Source organism: Polaribacter sp. YIW18, from assembly GCF_057219325.1.
Map to the genome: position 1 here is coordinate 1 of NZ_JBXVVE010000011.1, position 14,131 is coordinate 14,131.

The 14,131-nt window shown below is 29.2% G+C and carries 16 protein-coding genes and 1 pseudogene; 10 read left to right on the forward strand and 7 right to left on the reverse strand.

The genetic code is table 11. The features are described from left to right. Positions 1-108 (forward strand): annotated as a pseudogene (locus tag AC2D6T_RS10810) (IS982 family transposase); the annotation flags it as partial. A gap of 14 nt (positions 109-122) precedes the next feature. On the opposite strand, the gene AC2D6T_RS10815 reads toward AC2D6T_RS10810, so the two are convergent. The 5 genes from AC2D6T_RS10815 to AC2D6T_RS10835 form a co-directional block, all read right to left on the reverse strand. Continuing rightward, positions 123-956: a pseudouridine synthase gene (locus tag AC2D6T_RS10815; protein ID WP_438989601.1), complete on the reverse strand. Its 834-nt coding sequence runs from the start codon at positions 954-956 to the stop codon at positions 123-125. A 38-nt stretch (positions 957-994) separates the two neighbouring features. Beyond that, positions 995-1,912: a geranylgeranylglycerol-phosphate geranylgeranyltransferase gene (locus AC2D6T_RS10820; protein WP_484681502.1), complete on the reverse strand. Its 918-nt coding sequence runs from the start codon at positions 1,910-1,912 to the stop codon at positions 995-997. A gap of 8 nt (positions 1,913-1,920) precedes the next feature. Beyond that, on the reverse strand, positions 1,921-2,847 hold the full coding sequence (locus AC2D6T_RS10825) for a mevalonate kinase family protein (protein WP_298947796.1): 927 nt from the start codon (positions 2,845-2,847) through the stop codon (positions 1,921-1,923). 61 nt (positions 2,848-2,908) lie between these two features. Beyond that, a complete protein-coding gene (locus AC2D6T_RS10830) occupies positions 2,909-3,313 on the reverse strand; it encodes a toxin-antitoxin system YwqK family antitoxin (RefSeq protein ID WP_484681503.1) in 405 nt (134 codons plus the stop codon). A gap of 23 nt (positions 3,314-3,336) precedes the next feature. Further along, positions 3,337-4,437, reverse strand: coding sequence for a diphosphomevalonate decarboxylase (locus tag AC2D6T_RS10835; protein ID WP_484681504.1), 1,101 nt, complete (start codon positions 4,435-4,437; stop codon positions 3,337-3,339). A 59-nt stretch (positions 4,438-4,496) separates the two neighbouring features. Between AC2D6T_RS10835 and AC2D6T_RS10840 the strand changes: the two genes are divergently transcribed. Beyond that, positions 4,497-5,117: a thiamine diphosphokinase gene (locus AC2D6T_RS10840; protein WP_484681505.1), complete on the forward strand. Its 621-nt coding sequence runs from the start codon at positions 4,497-4,499 to the stop codon at positions 5,115-5,117. Then, positions 5,114-5,347, forward strand: a complete 234-nt coding sequence (locus AC2D6T_RS10845) for a hypothetical protein (RefSeq protein ID WP_484681506.1) — start codon at positions 5,114-5,116, stop codon at positions 5,345-5,347. Before AC2D6T_RS10840 ends, AC2D6T_RS10845 begins: the two co-directional genes overlap by 4 nt. A 7-nt stretch (positions 5,348-5,354) precedes the next feature. On the opposite strand, the gene AC2D6T_RS10850 is transcribed toward AC2D6T_RS10845, so the two are convergent. Next, positions 5,355-6,131 carry an alpha/beta fold hydrolase gene (locus AC2D6T_RS10850; RefSeq protein WP_484681507.1) on the reverse strand — a complete coding sequence of 259 codons (777 nt, stop codon included), beginning with the start codon at positions 6,129-6,131 and terminating at the stop codon, positions 5,355-5,357. 87 nt (positions 6,132-6,218) lie between these two features. Beyond that, complete coding sequence (locus AC2D6T_RS10855) at positions 6,219-6,932, reverse strand: pyridoxine 5'-phosphate synthase (RefSeq protein WP_484681508.1); 714 nt, start codon at positions 6,930-6,932, stop codon at positions 6,219-6,221. 60 nt (positions 6,933-6,992) lie between these two features. Between AC2D6T_RS10855 and AC2D6T_RS10860 the strand changes: the two genes are divergently transcribed. The 7 genes from AC2D6T_RS10860 to AC2D6T_RS10890 all read left to right on the forward strand — a co-directional run bounded on the left by AC2D6T_RS10860 (position 6,993) and on the right by AC2D6T_RS10890 (position 14,088). Then, the gene (locus AC2D6T_RS10860; RefSeq protein WP_484681509.1) at positions 6,993-7,652 is read left to right on the forward strand and encodes a CBS domain-containing protein; all 660 of its coding nucleotides are present in this window, start codon (positions 6,993-6,995) and stop codon (positions 7,650-7,652) included. 46 nt (positions 7,653-7,698) lie between these two features. Beyond that, positions 7,699-8,598: an NAD kinase gene (locus AC2D6T_RS10865; protein WP_484681510.1), complete on the forward strand. Its 900-nt coding sequence runs from the start codon at positions 7,699-7,701 to the stop codon at positions 8,596-8,598. A 105-nt stretch (positions 8,599-8,703) separates the two neighbouring features. Next, positions 8,704-9,381 carry a type IX secretion system protein PorG gene (gene porG, locus AC2D6T_RS10870; RefSeq protein ID WP_484681511.1) on the forward strand — a complete coding sequence of 226 codons (678 nt, stop codon included), beginning with the start codon at positions 8,704-8,706 and terminating at the stop codon, positions 9,379-9,381. Between the two features lie 6 nt (positions 9,382-9,387). Continuing rightward, the gene (gene uppS, locus AC2D6T_RS10875; protein ID WP_298947774.1) at positions 9,388-10,131 is read left to right on the forward strand and encodes an undecaprenyl pyrophosphate synthase; all 744 of its coding nucleotides are present in this window, start codon (positions 9,388-9,390) and stop codon (positions 10,129-10,131) included. Continuing rightward, positions 10,100-12,670 (forward strand): outer membrane protein assembly factor BamA, encoded by a 2,571-nt coding sequence (gene bamA, locus AC2D6T_RS10880; RefSeq protein WP_484681512.1) that lies wholly within the window; start codon positions 10,100-10,102, stop codon positions 12,668-12,670. Before uppS ends, bamA begins: the two co-directional genes overlap by 32 nt. Before the next feature lie 62 nt (positions 12,671-12,732). Continuing rightward, on the forward strand, positions 12,733-13,545 hold the full coding sequence (locus AC2D6T_RS10885) for an OmpH/Skp family outer membrane protein (protein WP_438989592.1): 813 nt from the start codon (positions 12,733-12,735) through the stop codon (positions 13,543-13,545). A 12-nt stretch (positions 13,546-13,557) separates the two neighbouring features. Further along, positions 13,558-14,088 carry an OmpH/Skp family outer membrane protein gene (locus tag AC2D6T_RS10890; RefSeq protein ID WP_298947768.1) on the forward strand — a complete coding sequence of 177 codons (531 nt, stop codon included), beginning with the start codon at positions 13,558-13,560 and terminating at the stop codon, positions 14,086-14,088. Positions 14,089-14,131 lie beyond the last annotated feature (43 nt).

Consider the following 14,131-nt stretch of genomic DNA (forward strand, 5'->3'; position numbering starts at 1 on the left):
AATTTCTTGTCTAATATTGTTGCAGGGCTTATTGCCTATAGCTTTTTACCTAAAAAGCCGTCCATAAAATACCAGACAGTCAAAACAAATCAACTTGCATTTTATTAATCGAACTCAGGTTATTATTTCATTTTTTGAAGATTGGCAATTTCTAAATTTGTAAGTGCTCTCCATCTTCCTCTTGGTAGGTTTTTCTTTGTTAATTCAGCAAAAATAACCCTATCTAATTTGTTTACTTTGTAACCAACATGTTCAAATATTTTACGTACAATTCTGTTTCTACCAGAATGTATTTCTATACCAACTTCACTTTTTGGTTGACCATCCACATAAGAAATAGCATCAATAAATACTTTTCTACCTTCAATAATTACATCGCCCCGTAATTTTTCTAAATCTTTTAAATCTAGTTTTCTATCTAAAGAAGCATGATATAACTTACGCACATTGTGTTTTGGATGCGTTAATTTTTTTGCCAAATCGCCATCGTTTGTAAACAATAACAAACCTGTTGTATTTCTATCTAAACGACCAACAGGGTAAATTCTTTCTTTAGATGCGTTTGCCACGAGTTCCATAACCGTTTTTCTACCACGATCGTCATCCATCGTAGTTATATAGTTTTTGGGTTTATTTAATAAAATATATCTTTTTTCTTCTGGAGAAATACTAGTACCATCAAACTGAACAACATCTGTAGGTTGTACTTTGTAGCCCATTTCTGTAACTAGTTTACCATTTACCTGAACACTTCCATGTTCTATATACGTATCGGCTTCTCTTCTTGAACAGATTCCTGAATTGGCAATGTATTTGTTTAAACGTATTCCTGATGATTCATCAGATTTTGGAGTTTTTTTTATTTTAGAATACGTTTTTTTTGTGGTTTTTCTATTTAGAGGAGCTTTACTTTTACCTTCTTGTCGTCCTCTCGACGAGTTTTTATTTGATTTCATTATAAATATTTTTGCAAAGGTAGTTATATTATTAGATACTAATTCAATCTATTGATTACTTTATCTATTAATAAAGAAGTATCTATAAATATCAAACATAAAACGCCAATTAAGAGTAATATTTTTAGGGTGTTATGCAATCGTCTGTACTGATTGCTAGAGACCGATTTCCATAAATAAAAGCCCACAAAAATTAGTATAAATAATGCAAAATAAAAATAATATCTCATGTAGTTCAAACCAGGGTAGCTAAACAAAATTGCTATTGGAAAAACAGTTAAAACAAGTAATATTACAGAAAGTTGCTTGGTTTTTTTTTCGCCATAAACCACTGGAAATGTTTGATAGTTATTTGCAATGGCACCTTTTATATTTTGTAAATCTTTAATTAATTCGCGCACCATAATTACTAAAAATAAAAAACTTGCATGCACAAAAATTATTTTAGAAAAATTACCAAAATAGACAAATACAGCAAAAAAAGGCAATACTGTTAAAATTGTGGCAGAAATAACCCCAATAAAAGGATACTTTTTTAGTTTATGAGAGTATAACCAAATTGAAAATATATACAATGCAAAAAACACAGCAGCCCTAAAAGAAATTAAAATACCGAAAAAAAAACCTATAAAATTAAGTAAAAAATAGAGTTTTAATTTGGTTTCTTGTTTCACATAATTGTCTAAACCTGTTTTTAGAGGTCTATTAATTTTATCTACTTTTACATCATAAAAATTATTGACAATATAACCTCCTGAAATCACAAAAACACAGGCTAAAACTAAATAAAGTAAGTGTAAATTAAAAACTACATCGCTTAGAGATTTTGTTGGCGAAAAAATAAAAATTGCTGCTAAATATTGAGCCGCTACTAATACCAATATATTGTAAGCTCTTACTGTAGAAAATAAACTAAAAATTTTAAGTATTAGTCGTTTTAGTTTTAGAGAACTCATAAAGTAATTTAAAATCTGTAAACTAGTTCTAGCTTATAATCTTTTAAACTTTTTTGAGCTTTTGCATAGTCTTCAGTAAAACCTAAAATATAACCTCCACCACCAGATCCACAAAGTTTTAGATAGTAATCGTTGGTGGCAATACCTTTTTCCCAAACTTTATGAAAAGCAGCTGGTATCATTGGTTTAAAGTTTTTTAACACAATTTTAGATAAAGATTTTACATTGCCAAATAAAGATTTTACATTGCCATGTAAAAAGTCTTCTATACAAGCATCTGTAGTTTTTGCAAATTCTTCGCTAATCATTTTTCTAAATCCTTCGTTTTTCATCTTATTCATAAAGATGTTTACCATAGGTGCAGTTTCTCCAATTTGCTCTGAATCTAATAAGAATACGGCTCCTTTACCTTCTTTTTGTGAAGGGATTCCGGCTGGCTCTATATTTTCTTTAGAGTTGATTAAAATGGGCAAACTTAAATAACTATTTAAAGGGTCTAAACCAGAGCTATTTCCATGAAAAAAGGACTCCATTAAAGAAAAAATCTGTTTTAAATTTAACAATTTATCTCTTGTTAAATTTTCTAAAACTGTAATTTTATCAGCAGCATATTTATCATAAATAGAGGCTACTAAAGCCCCAGAACTTCCAACACCATAGCCTTGTGGTATGGAAGAATCAAAATACATGCCGTTATCTATATCTTTTTTAAAGTCTTTTAAATTAAAAGAAACCAAGTCTGTTTTTAAACCTTTTAAGTAGGTGTAAAAAAGCTGTAAATTCTCGTTAGAAACTTTTGCTTTACCTGTAAGTTTATGAGATGTTTTTAAAGCACCTCTGTATGCGTTAAAAGGTATCGCCAAACCCTTAGAATCTTTTATAATTCCATATTCTCCAAAAAGAAGAATCTTAGCATAAAATAATGGTCCTTTCATTTTTTCTTTTTATAGTATTGCAAAATTACGAATTATAATTTTAACGAAAACTTACACCAACTTAATCGTTTTTATAGTAGATTTTCCAAACCCCAACTTTTTTGCCTTTTTTAAAACTACCTTTTTCTTTTATTTTGCCATTTTTGTAGTAGGTTTTCCACATACCTGCTTTAAGACCTTTTTTATATGTTCCTGTAGTTTTTAATTCACCAGTACTGTAAAATTCAGAGAATTTACCATCTGGCCTACCATTGTCGTAAAAAACTTCTCTTACTTTTTTACCTGTTATAAAATAATCTATCACTAACTTTTTTTCTTTGTTAGCGTTGTCTAAAGACCTGTAATAAGATGCTTTTTGTTGTATGGTTCTATTCCAATTTGCATCAAAATATATTTTTTTTTGCGCAACAGTTTCTATGCTATAAAAAGCACAAATAAAAAAACCAATTGCTACTACTATTTTCATAAAAAAATATAAATTCTCTTGTTTTAAAGTGATTTAGCACCTAATCCAACACTGTCGTAAATATACTGTTTTTTCTGACAATACTTAGACAACTTCTTATCTATAAATTGTTGCACACTTTCTTTTTCTGAAAACGGATACAGCAAATGTACATTTGCACCTGCATCTAGCGTAAAACAAACACTACTGTTGTTTTCTTGACGATATTCCCAAATTTTATTAATAATTTCTAACGTGTTTGGTTTCATCAAAATAAAATACGGTTGACTCGTTAACATCATTGCATGCAAGGTTAATGCTTCACTTTCTACCAAATTTACAAACGCTTTAATATTTCCATTTTGAAGAATTTTAGAGAGTTTACCTAAGTTTTCGTTAGCCTGTGCAAATCGATTTTCTGCAAAGGGATGGTTTTGCATTAAATTATGGCCTAGAGTACTAGAAACTTGTTTTTCACCTTTGTCTACCAGCAAAATTGTATCTTGATAATTCTGAAAAACAGAATGTACTTTGTGTGGAAATTTTATACCAAACAAATCTGAACTTCCTTCTATTTCTGGGTGATTACCCCAAACAACTAAAGGCCCTTCTACACTTCTACTTGCGCTTCCAGAACCTAATCTTGCTAAAAAAGAAGCTTTTTTATTGATAAATTCTTCAGTTAAACTGGTATTTAATTTACTTTCTAAACTCATTAAACACATAGCTATAGCACTTAAACCACTTGCAGAAGAGGCAATTCCGCTTGAATGTGGAAAAGAATTTTCTGAATGGATTATCATTTGATAATCAAAAATATAAGGACAATATAGTTGTACTCTTTTAAAAAATTCTGCAATTTTTGGTTTGAATTCCTCCTTCTTTTTTCCTTCAAAAAACAAATCAAAATCTACTTTATTCTCTAATTCTGAAACATTATTAGAATTTTGTTTATGGGTAAATTCAATTGTAGTTATGGTATTACAATTATTTAACGTAAAACTTATAGACGCATTTTTAGGTATTTGCGGATTGGTTTTACCCCAATATTTTACCAAAGCAATATTGCTAGGTGTTTGCCATGTAAACGTGGCTTTTTCTATTTTTTTTGAAGAAATTTCTGCAATAAATTGTTTTGTACTCAAACTGTATAATTTGTGTCAAAGATAAAACTATTTATAAAAAACAAACTACTTTTGTTTTTATGAAAAACAACAAAGTTTTTTTATTATTAAACGGCGAAAAACCTAAAAAACTACCCAATTTTAATGCGTATAGTCTTATTTGCGCTACAGATGGCGCGTATCAATTTTTAAAAAATCGTAAAATTACACCTCATTTTATTAGTGGCGATTTTGATTCTTTAGCAGACATACCAAAAGAGATTGAAGTTATTAAAACACCCAACCAAGATTTTACAGATTTTGATAAAATTCTAAAAATCTTGTTTCACAAAGGATTTTATAATATTGATGTTTTTGGTGCCAGTGGCAAAGAACAAGATCATTTTTTAGGAAATTTACACACGGCAGTTCGCTGGAAAAAAGACTTGAAAATTACTTTTTTTGATAATTATGGCTGGTATTTTTTAGCTGATAAAAAAACAGAAATTATAGGTTGTTTACACAACACCGTGTCTTTAATTCCTTTACCAAAGGCAAAAAGCATCACTTCTAAAGGTTTACAATATCCTTTAAAAAATACAGATTTAACCTTTGAAAAAAGTATCGGCACTAGAAATAAAGCGATAGAAAATATTGTGAAAATTAACTTTAAAAAAGGAAATTTATGTGTTTTCATCAATCATAAAAAAAAACAAAAATGAGTAGAAAAATAAAACTTATATGGGATTTTAGAGGCGAAGATGCAAAAGAAACTGCCATACATCATACAAAACACTTAAAAGAATTTACAACTGCAGAAAACTTACCTTATTACACTATAGATATCCAAGAGGTTAACCCAATGTTATGTGCTGCTTTTATAAATGTTGATGAATCAAATATGAAAATATTTAGAGATGCTTTAAAACCACATCGTGGAGAAGTAGCATAATTAAATTTTACAAATTTAAAAACGAACAAACCTCATTGTAAAATTGCTTTGGATTTTCTGCATGCAACCAATGGCCTGCATTTTGTATGGTAATTATTTTAGAATTTGGAAAATGGGCTTCTATTAAAGATTTTTCGTTTTCTGTGATGTAATCAGATTTAGCTCCTTTTAAGAATAAGGTTTTTTTATCAAAAATGGTAAAAGAAGGTAATGCCTCTCCTATTTCTGGGTTGTTTTCTGTTAACGATTTTAAATGAAACCTATAAGCCAATTGCCCTTTTTCTTTCCAATAAACATTTTTTAATAAAAACTGTCTAACACCTGGTTCTGGAATCAACCCTTTTAATTTTTCATCTACTTTACCTCTGGTGTTTTGTATAGAGAAATCTACTGAATTTAAAGCAGCCAAAATAGCATTATGATGAGGTTGGTATTCTCTTGGAGAAATATCTACAACCACTAATTTATGAACTAATTCTGGATAGGTTACCGCAAACAGCATCGCTGTTTTACCTCCCATAGAATGCCCAATCAAATAAATATTTTCTAACTGATGATGTTTTATATAATTGTATAAATCTTCTACTAAAACCTGATAATTAAACGCATCTTTATGAAAACTTCTACCATGATTTCTTTGATCAATTAAATGAACTTGAAAATCTTTAGAAAACTGATTCCCTAACGTTTTCCAGTTATCAGACATTCCAAAATACCCGTGTAAAATTAATAAGGGGTTTCCTTCTCCTTTTATTGTGGAGTGTAAAATTGGGTTTTTAAGCATGTATATAATTGGTTTGTTTGATAATTAGATGATGAACTGAATACTTTAAAAGAAAGATTTATGAAAACTGTAATTGTTTACTGTAAACTATTTAAGCCTATGTAAATACATATTTATTACGTTTTCTAAACCTAAGTATAAGCTTTCTGCAATTAAAGCATGTCCTATAGAAACTTCTGCCAAATTTGGGATGTTATTTTTAAAAAACTCTATGTTATCTAAGCTTAAATCGTGCCCCGCATTAATACCCAACCCTATTTCATGAGCAAAAACAGCAGCTTGTGTATACGGTTTTACTCCATTTTCATTACCTAAATCGTATTGTGTAGCAAATTCTTCAGTATACAATTCTATTCTATCTGCACCTATTTTTTTGGCTCCTTCAATCAATTTTAAATCTGTATCTATAAAAACAGAAGTTCTAATATTGTGTTTTTTAAACTCCTGAATTACTTCACTTAAAAAAGAAGCATGTTTTACAGTATCCCAACCAGCATTGGAGGTAATTGCATCTACAGCATCTGGAACCAATGTAACTTGCGTTGGTTTGGTTTCTAAAACTAAATCCACAAAAGAAGGTACAGGATTTCCTTCAATATTATACTCTGTAGTAACTACATTTACCAAATCTCTTGCGTCTTGATATTTGATATGTCTTTCATCTGGTCTTGGATGTATAGTAATGCCTTTTGCACCAAAACTTTCTATGTCTGCAGCAACTTTTAATAAATTTGGCACATTTCCTCCTCTAGAATTGCGTAAGGTTGCTATTTTATTGATATTTACACTTAACTTTGTCATTGTACATAATTAATGTACAAAGATAAACCATTAAATCATTTTATCCTATATTCGTAGAGAATGAAGATTACAGATTACATCTTAAACGAAATAAAACCCATTAGTTTAAAAAGTAGTATAAAGGCTACCAAAGAACTGTTTGATAATTTACCTATTACTCATTTTGCTGTGGTAGAAAACAACAAACTTTTAGGCTGTTTTGCAGAGGATGATATACACACCATTGAAAACACATCAGAAAAATTAGTTGCCTATACACATTTATTAAACTCTTTTTTTGCTGATGAAAAAGCTACTGTGTTAGAGCTTTTAAAAATTTTTGCAGATAATAACACTACTATTATTCCTGTTTTAGATAAAAACAAAGGGTATATTGGTTATTATGATTTGTGTGATGTTTTAGACGTTTTTTCTACAAGTCCTTTTATGATAGAAAACAGCGAAACGGTAATTATAGAAAAAATAGAAAATGATTATTCTATGAGTGAAATTTCTCAAATTATCGAATCTAACTCAGGAAAATTATTAGGTTTATACATCTCCGAAAAAAAAGATGGGATTGTTCAAGTTACCTTAAAAATTGTATCAGAAGATATTAATGAAGTAATGCATACTTTTAGAAGGTATGATTATAAAATAATCTCTTCGCATGAAAATGACGTGTATTTAGAAGATTTAAAAAACAGGTCTGAATATTTGCAAAAATATTTAGAAATGTAAAGTTGATTTTAAAAATTATTTTTTAAACAGTAAAATAGTATTGATTTTGAAAAAAGTAGCAGTTTACGGGCAATCTTATTCCATTTCCGCAGAAAAAGAAATACAAATTCTTTTAAGCGTTTTAGAAGCTCATGATATTGTTTGTTTTATTGAAGAGAAATTTAACAACTTATTAATTGAAGGTAAAATTTTAGAGAAAAAATATCCTGTTTTTTCAGATTTTAAAGACTTAGATCCAACTTTCGATTTAATGTTTACCTTAGGTGGTGATGGAACTATTTTAAGAGCAGTAACTTACATAAGAGATTTAGACATCCCTATTTTAGGAATAAATACAGGCAGATTAGGCTTTTTAGCAACAATTAATAAAAAAGCTATTAAAGAAAGTATCGCCCTTTTATTAAAGGGTGAATATTCTATACAAAAAAGAACGCTTTTATCTGTAGAAACATCACCAAAAAACAACGATTTTAAAGAATTAAACTTTGCTTTAAATGAAGTAACCATTGCAAGAAAAAACACCACTTCTATGATTGGTGTTAGAACCTGCTTAAATAACGAATACTTAACAAATTATTGGGCAGATGGTTTAATTATTGCAACACCAACAGGCTCTACAGGTTACTCTTTAAGTTGTAATGGCCCAGTAATATCACCAGACTCTAAAAATGTACTAATTACACCTATTGCTCCACATAATTTAAATGCGAGACCTATGGTTATTTCAGACGAAACCGCCATACAATTAGAAGTAGATTCAAGAGAAAAAGATTTTTTAATCTCTTTAGATTCAAGAATTTACACGATATCCAAAAATACAAAAGTATTTATCAAAAAAGCACCTTTTAGTGTACAAAGCATTATACCCAAAAACCAATCTTTTTTAAACACCTTACGAAGTAAATTACTTTGGGGAGAAGACACTAGAAACGAAACCAATCTTTAAAGATTTTTTACAATAAATCATTAAAATAGTAGTTATTCAAAAAAGACTAAACATTAACTTTATTAAGCAAATTGAATTTCCTATATTTGCTCGCTATTTTTTAGAATGAAAAACAGTATTTTATTTATCGTGCTTGTAAGTATTTCCTCATTTTTAATGGGACAAGTATACGAAGTAGGACTAACTGTAGGAGGCACAAATTTTATTGGAGACATTGGTAGAACTAATTATATATACCCAAATAAAATTGCTGGTAACGTGTTTTTTAAATACAATTACAACCCAAGAATTGCCTTAAAGGCAACGTACAGTTTTTTACCAATAAGTGGAGATGATAGAAACGCAGAGACCGATTTAAAACAAAATAGAGGTTTTAATTTTAATAATACAATACATGAATTAGCTGTTGGTATGGATTTTAATTTTTATGAATATGATGCATATTCTGAAAGTAAAAGTTGGACACCATACATAAGTATAGAATTAGCAGGTTTTAGTTATAACACAGTACAAGATGAAATAAGCCCAGGTGTATATAGTTTTACAAATAAAACTTCTTATACAATTCCTTTTGGAGTCGGTTTTAAATCTAGATTGTTTGGTAAATTTGCCTTTTCTTTACAAACAACATTTAGATATACATTTGAAGATGATATAGACTATTCTACCAATAGAATATCTACTTTAAATTTTGAAGGAACAGGAAATGACTGGTATGTTTTTACTGGTTTTTCTTTAATATATACATTTGGTAGACCTCCTTGTTATAAAAAGGGTTTATAAAATAATATGGATAAAAAACTACTTATTAATTTACAAAGAGTGCCAAAACACGTTGCCATTATTATGGATGGCAATGGGCGTTGGGCAAAAAGTAAAGGAATGAATAGGATTTTTGGTCACAAAAACGCCCTAACTGCTGTAAGAGAATCTGTAGAAGCAGCATCTTTAATAAATGTAAAAGCAATTACCTTATATGCTTTTTCTACAGAAAACTGGAAAAGACCAAAATTAGAGGTAGACGCCTTAATGAGCTTATTAATTAACTCATTAAAAAAAGAATTAGCAGACTTTATTAAAAATGGTGTTAAAGTAAATGCTATTGGCTGCACAGAAAACTTACCTAAAAAAGCACAAAAAGTTTTAAATGATGTCATATTTGAAACTAAAAATAACACAAAAATTACCTTAACATTTGCATTAAGCTACGGTTCTAGAGAAGAAATTGTTAACGCAATCAAAAACATATCTAAAAAAGTTGTTAATAAAGAACTTTCAGAAAAAGAAATTACAGAAAAAACTATAAATAACCATTTATATACATTTAATTTGCCCAACGTCGATTTAATGATAAGAACAAGTGGTGAATATCGCATTAGTAATTTCTTACTTTGGCAAATGGCCTATGCCGAATTATATTTTACAGATATCCTTTGGCCAGACTTTAGAAAAGAGCATTTTTACGATGCAATCATTGATTATCAGAATAGAGAACGAAGATTTGGAAAAACAAGCGAACAAATTACAGATTAAATTTTTTATAAAATTACTATCTGCAGCAATATTATTTATTGCATTACTTTCTACAAATAGCATTCATGCTCAAGTTAAGAAAGATACAATCTCAAAGAAAAATATTTCTTTCGAAAGAGGAAAAGAATATATTTTAGGAGGAATAACCGTAACAGGACTTAAAAAATTTAGCGAAGAAACTGTTCGTGTTTTTACAGGTTTACGTTATGGACAAACCATAAAACTGCCAGGTGACAAACTTACAAGTGCCATTAAAAAGCTTTATGAAAGTAAACAGTTTAGCGATGTCGATGTTTATCTAGCAAGATTAGATGGCAACACTATTTATTTACAATTAGATGTACAAGAGTTACCACAGTTAAATCAAGTTAAAATTAACGGAATTAAAAAATCTAAAGCTAAAGAACTTATAAAAGAAACCGAACTTACATTAGGTAAAATGGTAACAGATAATTTATTGGTTACCACTAAAAATTACTTCACTAAAAAATATACAGACAAAGGATATTTAAAAACAAAAGCCTCTTTAGATGTTACAAAAGATACTACAGACATTAATGTAGTAAACATATCTGTTTTTATTGATAAAGGCAAAAAAATTAAAATTAAAAACATCAATATTACAGGTAATAAAGCAATATCTGACAGTAAACTTAGAAAAACCATGAAAAACACCAAAGAGAAGTTTTTGGGTAGGTTTTGGAAAGGATCTAAATACATCGAAGAAGATTATCAAGAAGACTTAGAAAGTATTTTAGATAAATATAGTAGACTGGGCTTCAGAGATGCGCGTATTTTAAAAGAAGGTATTTCTTGGAATGAGGATAATACCATAGATATCAACATAGAACTAGAAGAAGGAAGACAGTATCGATTTGCAGAAATTTTATTTGTTGGTAATAAAGAATATACAGACGAACAACTAATGTCTATATTAAGAATTGACAAAGGAGATGTGTACAATGGTGCTGTTTTAAAAGAGCGTGTAAAAGGAGATAACACTCCTACTTCTGTAGATATTTCTACAACATACCAAGACAATGGTTTTTTATTCTCGCAAGTAAATGCTGTAGAAACCAAAGTAGAAAACGACTCTATTACTGTAGAGATAAGAATTAGAGAAGACGAGAAAGCTCGAATAAAAAGAGTAACTGTTTCTGGAAATGACAAAACAAACGATCATGTAATTTTTAGAGAATTACGTGTAAAACCAGGAGATTTATTTAGTAGAAAAGCCATTATTAGATCTATTAGAGAAATTGGTCAGTTAGGGTTTTTCGATCAAAATGTAACCCCAGATGTAGTACCAGACTATCAAAATAAAACTACAGACATTAATTTTAGTGTTATAGAAAAAGGAGGTAGCCAAATAGAATTACAAGGTGGTTATGGTGGTGGCTCTTTTATTGGTACTTTAGGATTATCTTTTAATAACTTTTCTATCGGAAATATTTTTAATAAAGAAGCTTACAAACCATTACCAATGGGAGATGGACAAAAACTTTCGTTAAGATTACAAACAAGTAGAACCTTTAGTACTTATAGTTTCTCTTTTACAGAACCTTGGTTTGGCGGTAAAACACCTAAATCATTATCATTTTCTGTGTATCAATCCAATCAATTTCAAATTAACCCACAAACTTTTGATGTTGATAAGGATAGAAAATTAGGTATCACTGGTGCATCAATTGGTTTAGGACAACGTTTAAAATGGCCTGATGATTACTTTCAATTATCACAAACCGTTTCTTACCAAAGTTTTCAGCTAAAAAATTATGGTTTTAGAGTGGGAGATAACATTTTAAATAATGGTACTTTAAATAATCTTTCTTACAATTTAAATTTAACAAGAAACTCTGCAGGACCAAGTTTAATTTTTCCAACTTATGGTTCTGAGTTTACTATTGGAGTAAAAGCAACATTGCCTTATTCTTTGTTTACTAATAAAGATTATAATCAACCAGATGATTTAACAGCAGAAGAAGAAAACGACTTTCTAGCAGACAAGTTTAAGTGGTTAGAATATTACAAATTAAACTTTAAAGGTAAGTGGTATACCTCATTTACAGATAAATTGGTGTTAATGACCAATACTGAGTTTGGTTACTTAGGTTTTTATAATAATGATTTAGGACAAACACCTTTTGAACGTTATTTTGTTGGTGGAGATGGTATTGCTGTTTTTCAATTAGATGGTAGAGAAGTTGTAGGTTTAAGAGGATATGAAAACAACAGATTATCGTCTATTGCAGGGGGTACTATTTACAATAAATTTCAATTAGAACTTAGATATTCTATTACAGATTCTCCATCTGCATCAATTTATACCTTAGGTTTTTTAGAGGCAGGGAATTCGTATGACAATTTTGACACATTTAATCCGTTTAATGTAAAACGTTCTGCTGGTTTAGGAGTTAGAATATTTATGCCTGCGTTTGGATTGTTAGGAATCGATTTTGCACACGGTTTCGATCCATTACCAGGACAAATAGAAAAATCTGGTTGGCAAACACATTTTATAATCGGAAGACAATTCTAAGAAAACTGTACATTTGCAATATTAAATGTTTTTTTGGCACGGTTTTTATAAATACTATACAAATGAAAAATATTTTTTTATCAATCGTTCTTTTACTTACTGTTAGTATTTCTTGGTCTCAAAGAAATCAAATAATTGCCTACATAGATATGGAGTATATTTTAGAAAATGTACCAGAATATTTAGAAGCTCAAAATACGTTAAATGAAAAAGTAGTAAAGTGGAGAAAACAATTAGATAAAGAAGCAAGATATATCGAGGTTTTAAAAACAGATCTTGCCAACGAAAAAGCAATTCTTACTAGAGATTTAATTGAAGAAAAAGAAGAAGAAATTGCTTTAAAGCAAGAAGAATTAAGAAGATTAGAGTCTTTATATTTTGGCCCAAGAGGTGATATGTTTACGTTCAGAAAACAACTGGTTAAACCAATACAAGATCAAGTTTACAATGCCATACAAAGTATCGCATCAAGAAAAAAATACGATTTTGTTTTTGATAAATCTAGTGACTTAGTCATGCTATATTCCAATAAAAAATACGATATTAGCGAACTCGTTTTATCAAACATAAATAGAACTAGATTAATAGACGAAAAAAAAGCTAAGAAAAAAGAAAAAAATGCACCAAAAAAGCTAACAGAAAAACAAAAAAAAGTAATTTCAATAAAAGAAACAGCAGTTGCTAAGCAAGAGTTAATAAGAGCTAAAAAAAAGAAAGCATTAGAAGAAAGAAAAAAAGCATCAGAGGAAAGAAGAAAAGAACTGATAAGAAAAAGAGAAGAAAAAAGAGAGCTACTTAGAAAAAAGAAAGAAGCTTTAAAAAAGAAAAAAGAAGAACAGAAGAAAGAACAGGAACAAAAAGAAAATAATAATTAAATTAAAACAAGAATGAAAAATTTTAGAACGTTACTATTAATTGCTGTATTTACTTTAGGATTTGCGGGTATGTCAAATGCACAAAAAATAGGTCATATTAATTACCAAAGAGTAATAGATAATATGCCAGAAACAAGAGCGTTAACTGCCAACTTAGAAAAAATTGGTAAAACATACCAAGGAGAAATTGAGGGTATGAAGAAAAAATTAGAAGCAAAATACCAAAAATATACAGCAGAACAAGCTACACAAACCGAAGAAACGAATAAAAAAAGAGCAGAAGAAGTTCAGTTAGATAAGGTTAAGTTAGACCAAGCGCAACAAGCTGCTTACCAAGAAATGCAAGGTAAACAAAACGAAGGTTTAGAGCCAATTGTTAAAAAAGCAGAAAAAGCTATTCAAGATACTGCAGCAGATAAAGGTATTTTATATGTTTTTGATGAAAAATCTTTAATTGTTAAGAAGGGGGTAGATCTATATGATGCTGTAAAAGCAAAGTTAGGTTTATTAAAAGATAAGCCAAAACCTCAACAACAAAAATAAATTAGACTATAATTTGAAAAAAACCTGCTTTTAAAAGCAGGTT